12 protein-coding genes are annotated in these 19,338 nt (G+C 67.1%); 6 read left to right on the forward strand and 6 right to left on the reverse strand.

Annotated elements, in window-relative coordinates:
- Genes ISF28_RS27760 through ISF28_RS27770 form a run of 3 tightly spaced genes read left to right on the forward strand, consistent with a single transcriptional unit; the run spans position 1 to position 3,633 of the window.
- Entirely contained in the window at positions 1 to 468 is a 468-nt protein-coding gene (locus ISF28_RS27760) for a DUF2271 domain-containing protein (RefSeq protein WP_198120420.1), read from the forward strand.
- Positions 469 to 485: 17 nt separating this feature from the next.
- A complete protein-coding gene (locus ISF28_RS27765) occupies positions 486 to 2,681 on the forward strand; it encodes a PepSY domain-containing protein (protein WP_198120421.1) in 2,196 nt (731 codons plus the stop codon).
- Positions 2,662 to 3,633, forward strand: coding sequence for an FAD:protein FMN transferase (locus tag ISF28_RS27770; protein ID WP_370663512.1), 972 nt, complete (start codon positions 2,662 to 2,664; stop codon positions 3,631 to 3,633). The genes ISF28_RS27765 and ISF28_RS27770 overlap by 20 nt, the downstream gene beginning before the upstream one ends.
- Positions 3,634 to 4,036: 403 nt before the next feature.
- Here ISF28_RS27770 and ISF28_RS27775 read toward each other — a convergent pair whose 3' ends face one another.
- Complete coding sequence (locus ISF28_RS27775; protein ID WP_229519434.1) at positions 4,037 to 4,681, reverse strand: phosphohydrolase; 645 nt, start codon at positions 4,679 to 4,681, stop codon at positions 4,037 to 4,039.
- A 125-nt stretch (positions 4,682 to 4,806) separates the two neighbouring features.
- Here ISF28_RS27775 and glpD point away from each other — a divergent pair, with 125 nt between their 5' ends.
- On the forward strand, positions 4,807 to 6,363 hold the full coding sequence (gene glpD, locus ISF28_RS27780; RefSeq protein ID WP_198120422.1) for a glycerol-3-phosphate dehydrogenase: 1,557 nt from the start codon (positions 4,807 to 4,809) through the stop codon (positions 6,361 to 6,363).
- A gap of 32 nt (positions 6,364 to 6,395) precedes the next feature.
- Here glpD and ISF28_RS27785 read toward each other — a convergent pair whose 3' ends face one another.
- Positions 6,396 to 9,083: a M1 family metallopeptidase gene (locus ISF28_RS27785; protein WP_198120423.1), complete on the reverse strand. Its 2,688-nt coding sequence runs from the start codon at positions 9,081 to 9,083 to the stop codon at positions 6,396 to 6,398.
- 175 nt (positions 9,084 to 9,258) lie between these two features.
- Between ISF28_RS27785 and ISF28_RS27790 the strand changes: the two genes are divergently transcribed.
- Positions 9,259 to 9,882, forward strand: coding sequence for a glutathione S-transferase family protein (locus ISF28_RS27790; RefSeq protein ID WP_198120424.1), 624 nt, complete (start codon positions 9,259 to 9,261; stop codon positions 9,880 to 9,882).
- On the opposite strand, the gene ISF28_RS27795 is transcribed toward ISF28_RS27790, so the two are convergent.
- Positions 9,883 to 10,737, reverse strand: a complete 855-nt coding sequence (locus ISF28_RS27795) for a CheR family methyltransferase (RefSeq protein WP_198120425.1) — start codon at positions 10,735 to 10,737, stop codon at positions 9,883 to 9,885.
- Positions 10,737 to 15,650 carry a response regulator gene (locus tag ISF28_RS27800; RefSeq protein WP_198120426.1) on the reverse strand — a complete coding sequence of 1,638 codons (4,914 nt, stop codon included), beginning with the start codon at positions 15,648 to 15,650 and terminating at the stop codon, positions 10,737 to 10,739. The genes ISF28_RS27795 and ISF28_RS27800 overlap by 1 nt, the downstream gene beginning before the upstream one ends.
- Positions 15,651 to 16,069: 419 nt before the next feature.
- On the opposite strand from ISF28_RS27800, the gene ISF28_RS27805 reads away from it, so the two are divergent.
- On the forward strand, positions 16,070 to 16,801 hold the full coding sequence (locus tag ISF28_RS27805; protein ID WP_198120427.1) for a helix-turn-helix transcriptional regulator: 732 nt from the start codon (positions 16,070 to 16,072) through the stop codon (positions 16,799 to 16,801).
- Here ISF28_RS27805 and ISF28_RS27810 read toward each other — a convergent pair.
- Both ISF28_RS27810 and ISF28_RS27815 read right to left on the reverse strand, forming a co-directional pair.
- Positions 16,776 to 16,991, reverse strand: coding sequence for a helix-turn-helix domain-containing protein (locus ISF28_RS27810; RefSeq protein ID WP_229519436.1), 216 nt, complete (start codon positions 16,989 to 16,991; stop codon positions 16,776 to 16,778). The two genes, ISF28_RS27805 and ISF28_RS27810, sit on opposite strands and share 26 nt — an antisense overlap.
- 222 nt (positions 16,992 to 17,213) lie before the next feature.
- On the reverse strand, positions 17,214 to 19,253 hold the full coding sequence (locus ISF28_RS27815) for a prolyl oligopeptidase family serine peptidase (protein ID WP_198120429.1): 2,040 nt from the start codon (positions 19,251 to 19,253) through the stop codon (positions 17,214 to 17,216).
- Positions 19,254 to 19,338 lie beyond the last annotated feature (85 nt).

Here is a 19,338-nt window from a genome sequence, read left to right on the forward strand (position 1 = left end):
ATGAAATTTACCGCTTCTATTTGCGTCGCGACTGCACTGGCAGTGCCCGGCTTCGCCTGCGCGCGGCCCGTCACGCTGAACGCCCAGCTGCAGAACTACGGCGGCAACGGCGCCTACCTGGCCGTCTATTTGACCGACGCGGCCGGCAAGTACCAGAAGACCTTGTGGGTCGCCGGGAAGAAATCGAAGTATTACAAGCACCTGAGTGCGTGGGCGCGCGGCAGCGGCCTGGCGGCGCGCGAATTCGACGGCGTCACCGGCGCGAGTGTCGGCAGCGGCAAATCGCTCAAGGTCACCGTCGACCTCGCCGACGTCCTGATCGACGCCGGGTACGAAATCCGGGTCGACAGCGCGGTCGAGGATGGCCGGGACAACCCCGCCGAAGTGCGCGTGCCGCTGACGAAACCGGGAAGCGGCAAGGCCGTCAAGGGTCGAGGCTACGTCAGTACCTTCAGTTACGACCTGTGACCGCTGACGGCTGACGTATGCTACGCAAGATCCACTCGCTTCCGGGGCTCGTCGCCGCGCTGCTGGTCGCCATCGTCGGCATCACGGGTGCGGTGCTGTCCGCCGATCCGGTCATCGAGCGGATGGGAACCAGCATACCGGCGCACCTGAGCGTGGCCGAGTTGGCGGGCCGGGTGCGGGCGCATTATCCGGAGGCGGAACAGATCCAGCGCACGCCGTCGGGCGCCGTCGTCGTCTATTTCCAGACGGGGAGCGGCGCCGGCGCGGACCAGGTCGACCCTGCGAGCGGCAGCCGCATCGGCCCCTATGCACCGTCGGGATTCCTGCGTTGGATCAAGCAGTTGCACAGGTCCCTGTTGCTCGACACGGCCGGACGCGCCGTGGCCGGCATCACCGCGATCGCGATGCTCGTGCTGTGCGTGTCGGGCATCCTGCTGCTCGTCAAGCGCATCGGCGGCTGGCGCGCGCTGGCGCGGCCATTGCACGGCAGCAGGAGCCAGCGCTGGCATGCCGAGGTGGGCCGCATCGCCGTCATCGGGCTGCTGGTGTCGGCGGTCACGGGGACGTACATGTCGGCCGCGACGTTCGGCTTCGTTTCCGACGGGATGCAGAACGAGCCCGATTTCCCGTCGACCGTGTCGGGCGGGCCGGCAGCGCCCGTGGAGCGCCTGGCCGCGCTGGCCGCCACCGATCTCGCCGACCTGCGCGAACTCGTGTTCCCGGAACCGGGCGACACGGCCGCCCTCTACACCTTGCGTACCGCGCGGGGCGACGGTTACGTCGACCCGTCGACCGGCGTCTTGCTCGCTTTTCGCCCGCACGGCGGTGTGCGCGACGTCTACGAGCTGATCTACCGGTTGCACACGGGCGAAGGCCTGTGGTGGTTCGGCCTGATCCTGGGGCTGTGCGCGCTGACGTCGCCGTGGATGGCCGCGACCGGCGCGACCGTCTGGTGGCAACGGCGCCGCGCCAGGCCGCGCATCGCCGGCAACAGCCCCGTGCGGTCGGCGGAGATCCTGATATTGGTGGGCAGCGAAAACAACAGCACATGGGGATTCGCCCGCGTGCTGCACGACGCGTTGCGCCAGGCCGGCCGGCGCGTGCATACGGTGGCGATGAACGAGGTGTCGTTCGAGGACAATCCGGCCCGTCTCGTCTTCGTCCTCACCGCGACCTACGGCGACGGCGGCGCCCCGTCGTCCGCCGACCAGTTCCTGGCGCGGCTGTCCCGGTGCCCGCCCAATCCGGAAACCCGGTACGCCGTGCTCGGTTTCGGCGACAGCCAGTTCGGGCAATTCTGCCAGTTCGCGAAAGACGTCGACGCGGCGTTCCGCGAGCACGGCTGCCGCCGGGCCCTCGGACTGGTGACAATCAACCGCCAGTCGTCGCAGGAATTCGCGCGATGGGGCGTCGCGGTCGGCGACCTGCTCGGCGTGCCGCTGACGCTGGAACACACGCCGGCCCATCCGCGGACGTTTCCGCTCGGCCTGCAGGAACGCATCGACTATGGCCGCGAGGCGGCCGAACCCACGGTCGTCCTGCGTTTCGTCGCCGCCCCGGCGGGGCATGGGAAGAGGCATCGGCTGCCGCATTTCGAAGCGGGGGACCTCGTGGGCATCATCCCGCCCGGCAGCGCCATGCCGCGCTTCTATTCGCTGGCGAGCGGTTCCAGGAACGGCATTCTCGAGATCTGCGTGCGCAAGCACCCGGGCGGCGTGTGCTCCACCTATTTGCACGGCCTGAAGGTGGGGGACCGTATCGACGCGTTCATCCAGCCCAATCCGCAGTTCCGTCCCGCGTCCGGCAAATCGCCGGTGATCCTGGTCGGCGCCGGCACGGGCATCGGCCCGCTCGCGGGCTTCATCCGCAACAATACCGGCAAATACCCCATGTATCTGTACTGGGGCGGCCGCGATCCCGAATCGGACTTCCTGTACGAACCCGAGCTGAAGAACTACCTGGCCGACGCCCGGCTCACGCAGCTCCACACGGCATTCTCGCGCGTCGACAACGGCGTCCGCGTGCAGACGCGGTTGACGGAAGACGCGGACAATATGCGCAAGCTGATCGGGAACGGCGGCCAGATCCTCGTATGCGGCAGCAGCGCGATGGCGCGCAGCGTGAGGATGGCGCTGGACGAGATCCTGGCGCCCCTGAACCTGGACGTCCAAACCCTCAGGACGACTGGACGGTATCGTGAAGACGTCTTCTGAATTGCCGGCATCCGAAGCCTTGCAGCGTTACAGCCTCAACGGCAAGACGATGGGGACGCGCTACACGGCGCTGTTTTATGCGCCCGCGTCCATCGATGCCGCGGCCATCCAGGCCGAGCTGCAAGCGGCCGTCGACGAGGTGGACCGGCAGATGTCGACCTGGAAGCCCGACTCCGACCTGTGCCGCCTCAACGCCGCGCCGGAGGACACGTGGGTGACAGTCCCTCGCGCGCTGATGGAAGTCCTCGACACCGGACTCGCGGTCGGCCGCGAATCGAACGGCGCGTTCGACATGGGCGTCGGCGCACTCGTGGACACGTGGGGGTTCGGCCCATCGGCGCGCTCATTTGCGCCGCACGACCCGGCGCCGGGGCCGCAAACGCCCGCGCCCGCGGGCGCCGCCCTGGACGTGGACACCGGGCTGCGGCGGGTGCGCAAGCGGCGCCCCGTCAAGCTCGATTTGTCGGGGATCGCCAAGGGCTATGGCGTCGATGCACTCGCGCGCTGCCTCGACCGCCGGGGCATCGCCGACTACCTGGTCGGCATCGACGGGGAAATGCGCGCGCGCGGCGCCAAGCCCGCCGGGGAGGCCTGGGCGGTCGCGATCGAGCAACCGGTCTTCGGCCGGCGCGAGGTTGCCGGCGTCATCGAATTGCGCGACGCGGCCATCGCGACGTCCGGCGATTACCGCCATTGGGTCGACGTGGGCGCCAAAAGGTACGCGCACACGATGGACCCCCGGACCGGACTGCCGTTGTCGAATACCGTGGCGGCGGTCACCGTCTTGACGCCGACGTGCATGCTGGCCGACGCCTGGGCCACGGCGCTGCTCGTCCTGGGAGAGCGGGATGGGATCGCGCTGGCCAGGGACAAGGGCATCGATGCGCTGTTCGTGCTGCGCGACGGCGCGGGGCTGCGGGAGATCCTCGTTCCCGGCACCTTGCTGCAGTAAGGACGGCCCGCGAGCGCGAAAATGACGGCAAGATGACAGAAAAAGTGGGCAGGATCGGGACAGCGGGACAAAGTTATCCCCGCCGCGGGATTTTTGTAGGAATTTGCCTTACTTTCACTTCGTGCTTAAAACGCGGGCACCGATAAGTCATTGATTTTAAGGGGTTTCGTTTTTGCCTGTTGAATGGGCAGTTTGTTGAAACCCGCATCAATACTGCGCTTCCGGCTTGTCAAGAGTCGCTTGTCCACACAGTTATCCACATTTCTTGTGGATATTAAAATTAATCCAGTCGAATCAAATATTTAGCGCGTTCACTTGATACGGCATCGAGGATTTTTGCGTCCGTAAACACAGTTTGCGTAGGCAAGTCCGGACCGCCGATACAGGGCGCCGGCCGCGGCGCTCACGCGGCGTCTCCCGCGTCGATGCGGCGTTGCAGGTGCTCGAGCACGTCCAGGAAGCGTTCCGCAGCCACGGCAGGGGCCCACGGTTCCCACGGCGCGCAAGCGTAGACGGCCACGAGCGGGTCGCGCGCCAGCACGGGGGAGCGGATCTTGAGCGTCGTGCGCACTTCCTGCTCCGACCAGCCGGCCACGTGCACGGCCTCGCTGGCGGCGGCCAGGCGGTCGGCGCGCTTGTGCGCCTGGTGTTCGGCCGGCGTCCACGCGGGCAGGCGGTAGCGCAGGAACACGGCCTGTTCCAGGCGCCGGGTGAGGGCGCGGAAACCGTCGCCGAGGAACGGTTTGATGGGCGAAACGGCGTCGAAGCCGAGCAGGCCTTCTTCCGCGTCGTGCAGCAGCTCGCGCAGTTCGACGACGGGCGCCAGCGGCGCGGGCGCTGCCGCCCGGCGCAGCAGCATGACGGCGATCGAGTGCTGGGCCACGGACAGCGGCAGCGGCCAGGCCGAGTGGCCGCCCCAGCGGTAGGTGCGCGCGAGGCCGAGGGCGAGGTCGCTGTCGTCCCAGTCGAACGGCGTCGGGTTCAACAGGTCGAGCCGCTTGCCCGACGGCATGCGTACCCAGGCGCGCGTGTTCGGAAGGATTGCCATGGACCGATTCTACACGGGCCACCGCCGCCCCCGGCCGGATTGACGTGGCCGAACACAGGGCCCCGCTCGCGGTTTATAGTAGGCTGCGACCGGGCGGGGGCCCGGCGAACGGGAGCGCTGCAAAGATGGGAAACCTTGCCAAACGTATCGATTGCGACGTCCTCGTCGTGGGCGGCGGCATCAACGGCGCCGGCATCGCGCGCGACGCGGCCGGGCGCGGCCTTTCCGTCGTGCTGTGCGAAAAGGACGACCTGGCCCAGCACACCTCGTCCGCGTCCAGCAAGCTGATCCACGGCGGCTTGCGTTATCTGGAGCAATATCACTTCGGCCTCGTGCGCAAGGCGCTGGCCGAGCGCGAAATCCTGCTCAAGAGCGCGCCCCACATCATCCGTCCGCTGCGCTTCCTGATGCCGCACGCAGCGGGTGCGCCGGGCCAGCGGCCGGCCTGGATGATCCGCGCCGGGCTGTTCCTGTACGACCATCTTGCGGCGCGCGATTTCCTGCCGCCGTCCGGCACCGTCCAGTTGCGCACGAGCCCGGCCGGCGGCCCCCTGCAGGCCCAGTTCACGCGCGCGTTCGCCTATTCCGACGCGTGGGTCGACGACGCGCGCCTCGTCGTGCTGGCGGCGCTCGATGCGCGCGAGCGGGGCGCCACCATCCTCACGCGCACGCGCTGCGTGCGCGTGCGGCGCGAAGGCAAGCGCTGGGATGCCGAACTGCACGGCCCCGGCGGCAACCTCCACGTGCACGCGCGCTGCCTCGTGAACGCGGCGGGGCCGTGGGCGGGCAGTTTTCTGCAGGCGACGGGCGCGGGCCGGGCCCGGCCGATGCGCCTCGTCAAGGGCAGTCACATCGTCGTGCCGCGCCTGTTCGACGGCGACCACGCCTACCTGCTGCAACAGCCCGACGGCCGCATCGTGTTCGCGCTGCCGTACGAGGGCGCGTTCACGCTCATCGGCACGACGGACGTCGACGTCGACGCGCAGGACCTCGACCGCGTCGCCATCAGCCCCGCCGAAACGGCGTACCTGTGCGACGCCGTGAACCGCTGCTTCGAGCGCCGCATCGGGCCGGACGAGGTGGTGTGGAGCTATGCGGGGGTGCGGCCGCTGATCGACGAGGGCGAAGGCAGCGCGTCGTCCGCCAGCCGCGACTATCGTTTCGAGCACGATACGTCAGGCGGCGCGCCGCTGCTGTCCGTGTTCGGGGGCAAGGTCACGACGTTCCGCAAGCTGGCCGAGCAGGCCGTCGACTGGATCGGTCCCGTGCTCGGCCGTCATTTGCCGGCCTGGACGGCGCACGCCTGCCTGCCGGGCGGCGATGTGTACGGCAAGGTGCCGATCGCGCGCGCCGTGCTCGACTACGACGCCTGGGTGCGCACGCGCCGCCAGCAATTCGCGTGGCTGCCGGACGGGCTGCTCGTCCGTTATGCGCGCAGCTACGGCACGCGGCTGTCCGCGCTGCTCGCGCATTGCCGCGCGCGGGCCGACCTGGGCGCGGAAATCGTGACCGGCCTGTACGAGGTCGAGGCCGACTACCTCGTGCGCCAGGAATGGGCATTGTCCGCCGACGACATCCTGTGGCGCCGCACGAAGCTCGGCCTGCACGTGGCGCCGGGCGCGGGCCAGCGGCTCGACGCCTGGCTGGCCGCGCGGCGTCACGGCACGGTCGCCGTGCCGTGACGCCGCGGCCTTGCCGCGCGCTCATTGGCTACTCATTGGCTATTTTTGGCGAGCCAGGCATCGATCTCCGGCAAGCGCGCCGCGTTCACCTGGATGCGGTCCTTGATGGCGGCGATGGCGGCCTCGACGTCGCGGCGCGAGGTCGGCGCCAGGTTCGCCTCCGCATAGCCGGACAGCTTGCCGACCATGGCCGGGTCCGACGAGCCCGACGCGAGGCGCGCCAGGTAGCGGCTGCGCGAGCTGGCGTCCACGCGGTCGTTGATCTTGGCGAGATTGGCGATGGCGAAGTCGAACGCCATGTCCGGATAGCGCATCGCCACCGCCGAGATCATCGAGGCGCTCAGCGTCAGGCCCGGCTCGTCCGTGAGGGCGAGCTGCAGGGCGCGCATGGCGAGGGCGCGGTCTTCCGTCGTGGCCAGCAGGGTGTAGCGCTGGTCGCGCACGAGCGGCGACTTTTCTTCGCGGGCGGCCGCGTGCAACTGGTCCCAGGTGGCGGCGTCCGCGTGCTGGGCGACGACGCCCATGACGGTCTTGCGCAGCGGGCCCGGCACGGCATTGGGATCCGTCGCCAGCGCGGCGTAGCGGCGGCGCGCCTCGGCGATGACGTTGGCGTCGCCCAGTTCGCTCAGCACGACGATCAGCCGGTTGCGCAGCTTCGCGACGGCCGACGGCTCGCCCGGGCGCGCCGTCCAGCCGACCTGCGCCATCAGCGGGGCCAGGCGCCCGATCGCGAAGGCGTCGAAGCGGTGCTGGCGCGTCGTGTCGCCCCCGGCGGCCTGTTCGCGGTAGCGCATGTGGATGCCGTCGAGCATGCCGGCGATCTGCGACCACACGGCCGGATCGGCGCCGGCCGGCGTCGCCTTCACGAGGTCCAGCACGTCGGCGGCGGACTGCAGTCCGGCCAGCCCCAGCGCGCCGCTGTCGGCCAGCAGGCCGACCTGGTCGATCGGGGCCAGGTTCGCGAATTCGCCCGCGAGCCGGGCGAAATCGGCGGATGAGTACAAGGTGCGGTAGTAGCCGGTCTGGCCCGCGTTGACGATGACGGCGCCGCAGCCCGGCACCGTGATCGTGTCCTTGCCGCCGTTGACGAGCGTCGCCGCCTGCTTCGCGTTGCCGGCGATTTGCGCGATGACGGGCACGCGCCACGCCAGCGGGGTCTTGTCCGGCCGGTCGCGCGCGAATTCAGCCTGCGTCAGCGGCACGGTCGTCATGCCGTTGCGGCAGCTCGGTTCGCCCACCTTGATCAGCGGGACGCCGGGCTGCAGCGTGAAATCGTGGGCGATCGCCGTCACGGGCTTGCCGGCCGCCTTCTCGATCTGCTTCCACAAGTCGTCCGACACCGTGTTGCCGTAGGCATTCGCCTTCATGTAGGCGCGCACGCCATTGCGCCAGGCATTCTCGCCCACATACGCTTCCAGCATGCGGATCACGGATTCGCCCTTCGAATACGTGATCGCGTCGAAGGCCTGGTTGGCCTGCTCGACGGTTTCGACGTGCTGCACGACGGGGTGCGTGCCGGCGACGGAATCGCGGCTCATGGCCCGTTCGCGCGTGCCGACGGCTTCCAGGCGGGTGTTCCATTCCGGATGCAGGCGCGCCGTCGTGCGGCTTTCCATCCACGAGGCGAAGCCTTCGTTCAGCCACAGGTCGTCCCACCAGCGCATCGTGACGAGGTCGCCGAACCACTGGTGCGCCATCTCGTGCGCGGCGACCGAAAAGACTTCCTCGCGGTCGTGCTGGGTGGAGATCGCCGGGTCGAGCAGCAGCGCGTACTCGAACGTGAAGATGGCGCCCCAGTTTTCCATCGCGCCGAAGAACTGGCTGCGGCCCGGGCCCGCCACGTTGTCCAGTTTCGGCAGCGGATAGCGCATGCCGAAGTAATCGTTGTACTCGCGCAGGATCGCCTGGGCGGAGTCGAGCGCGAATTTCGCTTGCGGCAGCGCGCCGCGGCGGGTGACGACGCCGACTTCCGTGCCTTCGACCTTCGCGGTCGCCCGTTCGAAGTCGCCGGTCGCCATGAACAGCAGATACGTCGACATCTTCGGCGTCGTCGCGAACGTCACGTGGCGGCGGCCGTCCGGCAGCGTCTCCGTCTTTTTCGCCGGCATATTGCTGACGGCCATCTGGTCGGCGGGCACGACGACGTCCAGCGCGAAGCTCGCCTTGTACGCCGGCTCGTCCCACGACGGGACCATGCGGCGCGCGTCCGAATTCTCGAACTGCGTGAACAGCGCGCGCTGCCGCTTGCCCTCGGCGCCGGGGTAGTCCAGCGAGAACAGGCCGACGGCCTGCGTGCCGATCACGCCCGTGTAATCCATCGCCAGGTGGTACATGCCGGGCGCGACGGGCTGGGCGAACGTGAATGTCGCGGTCTGCGCCTCGGCATCGACGGCGACGGATGCCTCCCGGTCGGCGCCGCCGGCGGCCGGCGCCAGCGTCACCTTCGAGAACTTGAGGTCGGCCGCGCTCAAGGTGATCGTGCTGGTCGCCTTGGCGATGTTGATCGTGACGACGGTGCGCGCGCCGAACGACGCGCTGGCCGCGTCCGGCGTCAGCGAGACCTGGTAATGGGTGGGGATGACACCGCGCGGCAATTGCGTCGTCGTCTCGACGCCGGCCGTCGCGCCGGCGTGTGCGCGGATCGGCGCGGCGCTGGCATGGACGGCCGGCAGGGTCGCCAGCGCGAGGGTAATGGCGGCGGAGATCAGGCTGCGTTGCATGGGATTCCTATCGTTCGTGTATGTACGTCGGATCCGCGCGTGATGCCGGATGGGCGCGCGCGGCCAATCTTGAAATCTACGATCAAACGGCGCGTACTGTCAAATGACCAAGTGGACAGGCACCGCCGCGGTCGTGGGGGTATCATCCGCACGATCACACGACGAGGAGACCCGCATGAAACTGTACACGAGCACCCGCGCCCCGAACCCGCGCCGGGTCCTGATGTTCATGGCCGAGAAAGGCATCGCCGACGTCCGCACGGTGCAGGTCGACCTGGGCAAGGCCGAGCACCGCGACGAAGCCTTCATGGCGCTGAACCCGATGGCCCAGGTGCCCGTGCTGGAGCTGCCCGACGGCCGCACCTTGGCCGAGACGCGCGCCATCTGTACTTACCTGGAAGGCGTGCATCCGGATCCGAACCTGATGGGCGAGGGATTCGAGGAACGGGCGTTCATCGAGATGATGGACCGGCGTTGCGAGCTGCAGCTGTTCCTGCGCATCGCCAACTGCATCCGCCACACGCATCCCGGCCTGGCGATGCTGGAACAGCCGCAGTTCGGCGACTACGGCGCGGCGCAGGGCGCCAAGATGCGCGAGACGGCGCGCTGGCTCGACGGCGTGCTGGCGGACCGCGACTACGTGGCGGGCGAGCGCTTCACGATCGCCGACATCACGGCGTTCTGCGCGCTGGAATTCGCGCGCGGCCTGATGAAGTTCCGGCCGGCGGACGAAAGCCTGGTGAACCTGCAGGGATGGCGCGACCGGATCGCGCAGCGCCCGAGCGCGCAGGTGATCTGATCAGCCCACCCGCTTGTACCAGGGCCGCTCTCCCTCGATCGCCTGGTACGTCCCCGCATGCGCGTCCGCCAGGACCAGGGGCCGGTCGAGGCACAGCACGCCGAAGCGCGCCAGGCTGTCGTGGAACAGCCGCAGCACGCGCTGGCGCAGCACGGGCCCGAAGTCGGACAGCGCGCCGCAGCACAGGATCGCCTGGAATTCGTTGAACGACGCATCCGTCACGAGGCTGTACTGCGACCACGTGATGCGCCGCGCGAGCGGCGGCTGCAGGCGCGCGCGGCCGTCGCGCACGTCGAAATGGGCGGCCAGCGCCGATTTGCCGCCGCCGGCCGCGTGGCGTGCCTGCGCGGCGTCCAGGTCGGCGACGGACAGCCACGCGTCCTGGTGTTCCGCGACGAGTTCCTCGTTGGCGAGCGTCGCGTGGACTTCGACTTTGTCCAGCACCCCTTCTTCCGCCAGCACGACGGCGAGCGTCCACGCTTCGCCCACGCCCGCGCAGTCCGCGATCCACACGCGGGGCAGGGGCCAGGCCCGCAGCGTCGGCGCCAGCACCGTGCGCAGGCGCTGCGTGTGGCCGGGATTGTCGAACAGCGCGCACGGCGCGGGCGCGAACATGCGCAGCAGCGCGGACGCCGCAAGCGGGTCGTGCAACACCTTTTCCTGCAGCCCGGACAGCGTGGCGGCGCCGTGCGCGCGCAGCGCGTCCGCGAGCCGGCAGCGCAGGACCGTGCGGTCGTAGGCGCGGAAATCGTGGCCGAAGCGCTGGAACAAGGCTTCCAGCAGCAGCTCCGTTTCCAGTTCCTCGATCGCCAGGCCGGCCGCGAGGCCGGTCCAGGGACTCGTCACAGCCGCCATCAATGCAACCACACCCGCATCATCGACAGCAGCTGGGCCACGTCCACCGGCTTGGTGATGTAGTCGGACGCGCCGGCGGCGATGCACTTGTCGCGGTCGCCCTTCATCGCCTTCGCGGTCAGGGTGATGATCGGCAGCGACTTGAATTTCGGGATGCGGCGGATGGCGCGCATCGTGTCGTAGCCGTCCATCTCCGGCATCATGATGTCCATCAGGACGATCTCGATGGTCGGATCCTTTTCCAGCACCTCGATGCCGTCGCGGCCGTTCTCGGCGAACAGCACCTGCATCTGCTGGCGCTCCAGCAGCGACGACAGCGCGAAGATGTTGCGCAGGTCGTCGTCGACGATCAGTACCTTGCGCCCGGCCAGGCCGCCGTCCGCCGCGTGGATTTCTTCCAGCATGCGGCGCTGCGTCTCGGGCAGGCTGGCCTGCGAGCGGTGCAGGAACAGCGCCGTCTCGTCCAGCAGGCGCTCGGGCGAGCGGGCGTCCTTGACGACGATGGTCTTGGCGTAGCGCTTCAGCTTCGTGACCTCCTTGCGCGACAGCTCCTGCGCCGTGTAGATCACGATCGGCAGGTCGCGCAACGCCTGCTGCTTGCCGATCTGGTCGAGCAGGTCGAAGCCGGAGATGTCGGGCAAGGTCAGGTCCAGCACCATGCAGTCGAAGTGCTGCTGCGCGAGTGCCTCCAGCGCGCCCTTGCCGTCCTCCGCCGTCACGATGCGCACGTCCGAATCGCCGATCAGGCCGACGATCGATTCGCGCTGCGCCATGTCGTCCTCGACGACGAGCAGCGAGCGCTTGCCGCCCATGAGGAATTTCTGGATGCGCTTGAATTCCTCCTGCAGCATCTCGCGGCTGACGGGCTTGTTGATGTACGAGATGGCGCCCTGGCGCAGCGCCCGTTCGCGCTCGCGCAACGAGGACATCACGTGCACCGGTATGTGGCGCGTGCTCGGATCGCGCTTCAGGCGGTCGAGCACCGTGAAGCCGTCGATGTCGGGCAGGTCGATGTCGAGCAGGATCGCGGACGGCAGGTAGTCGCGCGCCAGCGATAGCGCGGAATCGCCGCGGTGCGTGACGATGCCCTTGAAGTTCTTTTCGCGCGCGAACTCGAGCACGGTCTTGGCGAAGCGCTCGTCGTCCTCGACGATCAGCACGGACGGGTCGCCCGGCACGATCAGGCCGCGGTCGTCCAGCATCGTCGCGTATTCGACGAGGCTGCCGGACGGGTCGGGCGCGGCCAGGTTCGCGACCGCGTCGGTTTCCGCTTCCAGCAGCAGCGCCGGCGCGGGGGATGCGGACGGCTGCGGCTGCGGCGGGGCCAGGCGCGCCGGTTGCGGCTGGCGCGTCTGCTCGTAATTGATGAAGCCCGCGCGGTTGTACGGCAGGTACAGCGTGAACGTGGAGCCGACGTTGACGGTCGATTCGACGCGGATTTCGCCGCCCAGCAGGCGCGCCAGTTCGCGCGAGATCGACAGGCCCAGGCCCGTGCCGCCGTATTTGCGGGCGGTGGAGCCGTCGGCCTGCTGGAACGCCTCGAAGATCAGCTGCAGCTTGTCGGACGGGATGCCCACGCCCGTGTCGCGCACGGAGAACGCCAGCACGGCGTCCGCATGCAGCAGGTGCGGGTGGTCGGCCGTCCAGCCGCTCGTCACAAGGCTGATCGTCAGCTGCACGTTGCCGTGGCTGGTGAACTTGAACGCATTCGACAGCAGGTTCTTCAAGACCTGCTGCAGGCGCGTGGTGTCGGTCATGACGGCCGTCGGCAGGTTGTCCGCCAGCTCCACCGTGAAGCCCAGGTGCTTGGCCTCGGCCATGTGGCGGAACGTGCGGTCCACGTAGTTGCGCAGGTTCGAGAAGCGGTATTCCGACACGTCCAGGGTGACGGTGCCCGACTCGATCTTCGACAGGTCGAGTATGTCGTTGATCAGGGTGAGCAGGTCGGAGCCGGAGCCGTGGATCGTCTTCGCGAATTCCACCTGCTTGGACGACAGGTTGCCTTCCGGGTTGTCGGACAGCTGCTGCGCGAGGATCAGGAGGGAGTTCAGCGGCGTGCGCAATTCGTGCGACATATTGGCCAGGAACTCGGACTTGTACTTGGACGACAGCGCCAGCTGCGTGGCCTTTTCTTCCAGCGCCAGCTTGGCCTGTTCCACCTCGCGGTTCTTGCGTTCCACCTCGATGTTCTGTTCGGACAGCAGGCGCGCCTTTTCCGCCAGTTCCTGGTTCGTCTGCTGCAGTTCCTGCGCCAGCGACTGCGACTGGGTCAGCAGCGATTCCGTCCGGCTGTTCGCCTCGATCGTGTTCAGCACGACGCCGATCGATTCCATCAGTTGGTCGAGGAACGACAGGTGGGTTTCCGTGAAGCGGTCCAGCGACGCGATCTCGATCACGGCCTTGACCTGCTGCTCGAACAGGATCGGCAGCACGACGATGTTGGTCGGCGGCGCGGAACCGAGGCCGGACGACACGACGATGTAGTCGCGCGGGACGTCCGTCAGCCAGATGCGGGTCTTCTCCAGCGCGCACTGGCCCACCAGCCCTTCGCCCGGCAGGAAGGACGTCGGCAGCTTGCGGCTGGAACGGTAGCCGTACGACGCGATCATGCGCAGGCGCGCGTCGGCTTCCTGCGAATCCATCATGTAGAACACGCCGTGGTGCGCCGACACGAGCGGCGCCAGCTCGGACAGGATCAGCTTCGTCACGGCCTGCAGGTCGCGCTGGCCCTGCAGCAGGCGGGTGAAGCGCGCCAGGTTGGTCTTGAGCCAGTCCTGCTGCGCGTTCTTCTGCGTCGTCTCCTTCAGGTTGCGGATCATCTCGTTGATGTTGTCCTTCAGGTACGACACCTCGCCGCGCGCTTCCACCTGGATGGAACGCGAGAGGTCGCCGCGCGTCACGGCCGTCGCGACTTCACCGATCGCGCGCATCTGGTTCGTCAGGTTCGCCGCCAGCTGGTTGACGTTCTCCGTCAAGTCCTTCCACGTACCGGCCACACCGGACACGTTCGCCTGGCCGCCCAGCTTACCCTCGGTACCCACTTCGCGCGCGACGCGGGTCACCTCCGATGCGAACGACGACAGCTGGTCCACCATCACGTTGATGGTGTCCTTCAGTTCGAGAATTTCGCCCTTCACGTCCACCGTGATCTTCTTGGACAGGTCGCCGCGCGCCACGGCGGTGGTCACCGCCGCGATGTTACGCACCTGGCCCGTCAGGTTCGACGCCATGAAGTTCACGTTGTCGGTGAGGTCCTTCCACGTGCCGCCGACGCCGGGCACGTAGGCCTGGCCGCCCAATTTACCCTCCGTACCCACTTCGCGGGCCACGCGCGTCACCTCCGACGCGAACGAGGATAGCTGGTCCACCATCACGTTGATGGTGTTCTTCAGTTCCAGGATCTCGCCCTTCACGTCCACCGTGATCTTTTTCGACAGGTCGCCGTTCGCCACGGCCGTCGTCACCTCCGCGATGTTACGCACCTGCGCCGTGAGGTTGCCCGCCATCGAGTTCACGCCGTCCGTCAAGTCCTTCCACGTGCCCGCGACGCCGGGCACGTTCGCCTGGCCGCCGAGCTTGCCTTCCGTACCGACCTCCCGCGCCACGCGGGTCACCTCGGACGCGAAGGAGTTCAGCTGGTCCACCATCACGTTGATCGTGTTCTTCAGTTCGAGAATCTCGCCCTTCACGTCCACCGTGATCTTTTTGGAGAGGTCGCCGTTCGCCACGGCGGTCGTCACGTCCGCGATGTTGCGCACCTGGCCCGTGAGGTTACCCGCCATCGAGTTCACGGAGTCGGTCAAGTCCTTCCACGTGCCCGCCACGCCTTTCACGACGGCCTGGCCGCCGAGCTTGCCTTCCGTACCGACCTCTCTTGCGACGCGGGTCACCTCCGATGCGAACGACGACAACTGGTCCACCATGACGTTGATGGTGTTCTTCAGTTCCAGGATCTCGCCCTTCACGTCCACCGTGATCTTCTTGGACAGGTCGCCGTTCGCCACGGCGGTGGTCACCGCGGCGATGTTACGCACCTGGCCCGTCAGGTTCGACGCCATGAAGTTCACGTTGTCGGTCAGGTCCTTCCACGTGCCGGCGACGCCGGGCACATAGGCCTGGCCGCCGAGCTTACCTTCCGTACCGACCTCCCTTGCTACGCGGGTCACCTCGGACGCGAAGGAGCGCAACTGGTCCACCATCACGTTGATGGTGTCCTTCAGCTGCAGGATCTCGCCGCGCACGTCCACCGTGATCTTCTTCGACAAGTCGCCGTTCGCCACGGCGGTGGTCACTTCCGCGATGTTACGCACCTGCGACGTCAGGTTGCCCGCCATCGAGTTCACGGAGTCCGTCAAGTCCTTCCACGTGCCCGCGACGCCCGGCACATAGGCCTGGCCCCCCAGCTTGCCCTCGGTACCCACTTCCCGCGCGACGCGCGTCACCTCGGACGAGAACGAGGACAGCTGTTCCACCATCGTGTTCGCGGTGGTGGCCGCGCGCAGGTACTGGCCTTTCAGCGGGTGGCCGTCGACTTCCAGCGCCATCGTCTGCGACAGGTCGCCTTTCGCCACGGCGCCGATGACGCGCGCCATTTCCGTCGTCGGGCGCACGAGGTCGTCGATCAGCGTATTGACGGAGCTGATGATGGTGGCCCAACCGCCCGCGGCGCCCGGCACGGACGCGCGCTGCGTCAAATGACCTTCGCGGCCGACGACGCGCGACACTTCGGTGACCGCTTCGACCATCTTTTCCTTGGTCTCGATGATGTCGTTCAGCGTATCGGCGATCTTGCCGGACATGCCGGTCCAGTCGGACGGCATGCGCACGGAGAAGTCGCCTTTTTTCAGCGCCATCAGCGTGGACAGCAACAGCTTGACGTCGAGCTGCTCAGCCATGTCGGTCATATTGTTCATTGACTAGGAATCCTCGATAGGGAAAGAACGGAAGGGGGCGTGCCAGCATCCGGTGGAACATCGCATGCACAGTTTTGGACAGGACGCATTGTTAAATGTCTAGAACACGCAAAGATACTCGGGTGTCGAGTCAAGTCAAGTATTGATGGCGGCCGCTCGACTAAATTGTTACCGATCCGATATAAACTTGCATTTTTGAAATTTTAAACGGACAATTCGCGCGAGGATAATTGAAAAGCGCCGAGCCCGGCGCACGATTCGATGACGGGCCGGATCCGGGGTGTATCGGAACGACAACTGAGCAAGGGCAATAGCTCTGCCATAATGAATAAAAGACTAATTTTTCGTGCTTTTCGGTTACAACTCATCTAGCATAGCGGATGTCATTACGTCCACTCCACCCACAGCGTGAGGCAGCCATGAAGACCGTCGATTTGGACGAGTTGTTACATACCGACACCGCGTCCAGTTGGGGCGAAGCGCTGTTCGCCCTGGGGCGGCAATATGGATTCGACAAGGTCTTGTTCGGCATGTCGGGCTCGCGGCATGCGCGCCTGGAAAACGCGTTTATCCAAAGTAACTATCCGGTGAAATGGCGCGAACGTTACGACGCCGAGCGGTTTGCCTACGTCGACCCCGTCGTGAGTCACTGCCTGGCCACCACGTTGCCGCTGATCTGGCAGCCGGAGATCTTCCGCAGTCCGGCCCAGCGCTCGCTGTACGAGGAAGCGTGCGGCCATGGCATCCGCGCCGGGGTGACGTTTCCGATCCATGGTCCGAACGGGGAGTTCGGGCTGCTGAGCTTTGCCGTCGACGCGGCGGCCGACGGCGCGTTCCTGCGCGACGTGTCGACCATGCTGCCGGATCTGGCGCTGGTGCGGGATTATGCGTTCGCGTCGGGCGTGCGCTTCTGCCCGCCGCCCACGCAGGAGGCGGCGCCGCGCCTGACCCCGCGCGAGCTGGAAGTGCTCAACTGGGTCATGGTGGGCAAGTCGTCGTGGGAAATTTCAAAAATCACCGGCTGCTCCGAGGCGACGGTGAACTTTCACATGGGGAATATCCGCCAAAAGTTCAACGTCAACACCCGGCAACAGGCGGTTGTGAGGGCAATTTCCTTAGGGCTGATTACCCCAGAAGATCACCATCGTTGAGCTTGCCGTTGACATACAGCTTCAACAGCAAGGCGACCGGGGCCGGAATGGCCAGACCCGTTTCGAAGCGGCTGCCGCTGGATTGCGTGACGCCAAAACGGCCCCAGAACTTCTCCTGGCTCTCGCGTTTGCTGATCCGATACTTCTTCAGATCGCTGATGGAGGGCGCCAGGGATGCGGGCGGTTTCATCAAGGTGCCTGCCAACGGTTCCCGCAGGCTTGCTTCGGTAACGAAATCATTAGCCATCGCCGCTCCTCCATGGAAAGATGTGTGGGAAACAAGTATTCCATGCAACATTCATTTAGCGTCCTAGCAACCCTGCTAGTTCCCCAACACATCTTCCGGTCGCGCCGAGCGGATAACTATCAGTTACAGAAGAAATACGCTACCAACCTCGTCAACATCTGGAGTTTATTTGAGTTGGCTCAATAAGAATAGATAAGTCAGCGCCCACATGGTTGCCGTCTGTTCGTTGTTGGCAGCGCCGGCGTGACCGCCTTCGGTATTTTCCCAGTACAAGACGTCGTGGCCCTGGTCCCGCATCAGCGCCGCCATCTTGCGGGCATGGCCGGGGTGCACGCGGTCGTCGCGCGTGGACGTCGTGAACAGCACGCGCGGATAGCGCTTGCCGGGGGCAACGTTCTGGTACGGCGAGTAGCGGGCGATGTAGGCCCACTCGTCCGGATCGTCCGGATCGCCGTATTCGCCGACCCACGAGGCGCCGGCCAGCAGCGTGTGGTAGCGGCGCATGTCCAGCAGGGGCACCTGGCAGGCGACGGCGCCGAACAGGTCGGGGCGCTGCGTGAGGGCCGCCCCGACGAGCAGGCCGCCGTTGCTGCCGCCCATGATGCCCAGGTGGCGCGGGCGCGTGATGCCGCGCTTCACCAGGTCCTCGGCGACGGCAATGAAGTCGTCGAACGCCTTCTGGCGGTGTTCCTTGAGCGCGGCCTGGTGCCAGCGCGGGCCGAATTCGCCGCCGCCGCGGATATTCGCCAGCACGTACACGCCGCCCTGCGCGAGCCACGCCTCGCCCGTCACGCCGCTGTAGAACGGCGTCAGCGACACCTCGAAGCCGCCGTAGCCGTACAGCAGCGTGGGATGGTTGCCGTCCAGCGGAACGCCGGCGCGCATCACGACGAAATAGGGCACGTCGGTGCCGTCGGGCGAGCGCGCCGCGAACTGGCTGACGGCGTACGGCGCCGCGTCGAAGAACGCCGGCATGGATTTCAGGAATGCGCGCGCGTCGCTGCCCGCTTCCATCAGATACAGGCTGCTGGGCGTGAGGAAGTCGGTGACGGTCAGGAAGACCTGGTCCGACGCGTACTCGTCGACGCTCGACACGTGCAGCGCACCCATGCCGGGCACCGCCACGTCGCGCCGGCGCCAGCGGCCGTCCGCGCGGTGCCACTCATTGATGCGGTTCTTGACGTTGTCGAGGATCGTGAGGAACAGCGATCCGCGCGTGGCCGCGATGCCGTCCAGCGACGTCGTCGGCGTCGGCGCGAACAGCACGTCGAAGTCGCGGTCGCCTTCCATGAAGCGGTCGAAGCCGATCGCGAGCAGGGCGCCCTGCGGCCACGTGGTCGCCCCGATCGTCCAGTCCGAGCGCAGCTCGACGATCAGTTGGTCGCGCAGCGCGAACGCGTTGGCGTCCAGGGGCTTGTCGATGCGCGCGAGCCGCCCGTCCGCCGGATCGCGCAGGAACAGTTCGCTGCTGTAGAAATCGATCTGGCGCAGGACGAACTGGCGCTCGAAGCCCGGTGTCGGCTCCTGCCAGGCGGACGCGGACAAGTCGTCCGGCAGCGCCGCGTAGACGAGCGTGGCGGCGTCCAGCGGCGTGCCGCGGCGCCAGGCCTTGACGATGCGGGGATAGCCCGACGCCGTCATCGAATCGGGACCGAAGTCGGTCGCGACGAACAAGGTGTCCGCGTCGATCCAGCCGGCGCTCGTCTTCGCCTCCGGCAAGGTGAAGCCGTCCGGCACGATGGCGCGCGCGGCCACGTCGAATTCGCGCACGACGTGGGCGTCGCCGCCGCCGCGCGACAGCGAGACGAGGCAACGCGTGCCGTGCGGCTCGAGGAAGGCCGCGCCGGCCCAGACCCAGTTCTCGCCCTCGCTGCGGGCAAGCGCGTCCAGGTCCAGCACCGTGTCCCAGGCGGGCGCCGGCGTGCGGTAGTCGTCCAAGGTCGTGCGGCGCCAGATGCCCCGTTCGTGGTCGGCGTCGCGCCAGAAGTTGTAGAACAGGCCGTCGTGGTGGCCGACGTACGGGATGCGGTCGCGCGCATCCAGGATCGTCTTGAGCCGCGCGCGCAGGGGCGCGTAGCCGGGCAGCGCCGTCAGCTCGCCTTCGGTTTCCTCGTTGCGTTCGCGCACCCAGGCCAGGGCCCGGTCCGAATCGACGTCTTCCAGCCACAGCCAGGGGTCCTGCAGGTCGTTGTCCGCTTCGCGCATGGGCATTCCTTTTCGTTGTGCTCGCAATTTCGTGCCGATTCGGACATACTAACAAACATCTAAAAATTTCCGCACGACAATATTT

It is taken from the genome of Massilia rhizosphaerae (genome assembly GCF_016093545.1).
Taxonomy (GTDB): domain Bacteria; phylum Pseudomonadota; class Gammaproteobacteria; order Burkholderiales; family Burkholderiaceae_D; genus Telluria; species Telluria rhizosphaerae.

Excerpts from the sequence above, each read along its gene's own strand:
- ISF28_RS27810 (WP_229519436.1), bottom strand. The coding sequence starts at position 16,991 with ATGAAACCGCCCGCATCCCTGGCGCCCTCCATCAGCGATCTGAAGAAG.
- ISF28_RS27800 (WP_198120426.1), bottom strand. The coding sequence starts at position 15,650 with ATGAACAATATGACCGACATGGCTGAGCAGCTCGACGTCAAGCTGTTG.
- ISF28_RS27785 (WP_198120423.1), bottom strand. The coding sequence starts at position 9,083 with ATGCAACGCAGCCTGATCTCCGCCGCCATTACCCTCGCGCTGGCGACC.
- ISF28_RS27775 (WP_229519434.1), bottom strand. The coding sequence starts at position 4,681 with ATGGCAATCCTTCCGAACACGCGCGCCTGGGTACGCATGCCGTCGGGC.
- ISF28_RS27795 (WP_198120425.1), bottom strand. The coding sequence starts at position 10,737 with ATGGCGGCTGTGACGAGTCCCTGGACCGGCCTCGCGGCCGGCCTGGCG.
- ISF28_RS27815 (WP_198120429.1), bottom strand. The coding sequence starts at position 19,253 with ATGCGCGAAGCGGACAACGACCTGCAGGACCCCTGGCTGTGGCTGGAA.
- ISF28_RS27805 (WP_198120427.1), top strand. The coding sequence starts at position 16,070 with ATGAAGACCGTCGATTTGGACGAGTTGTTACATACCGACACCGCGTCC.
- glpD (WP_198120422.1), top strand. The coding sequence starts at position 4,807 with ATGGGAAACCTTGCCAAACGTATCGATTGCGACGTCCTCGTCGTGGGC.
- ISF28_RS27790 (WP_198120424.1), top strand. The coding sequence starts at position 9,259 with ATGAAACTGTACACGAGCACCCGCGCCCCGAACCCGCGCCGGGTCCTG.
- ISF28_RS27765 (WP_198120421.1), top strand. The coding sequence starts at position 486 with ATGCTACGCAAGATCCACTCGCTTCCGGGGCTCGTCGCCGCGCTGCTG.
- ISF28_RS27760 (WP_198120420.1), top strand. The coding sequence starts at position 1 with ATGAAATTTACCGCTTCTATTTGCGTCGCGACTGCACTGGCAGTGCCC.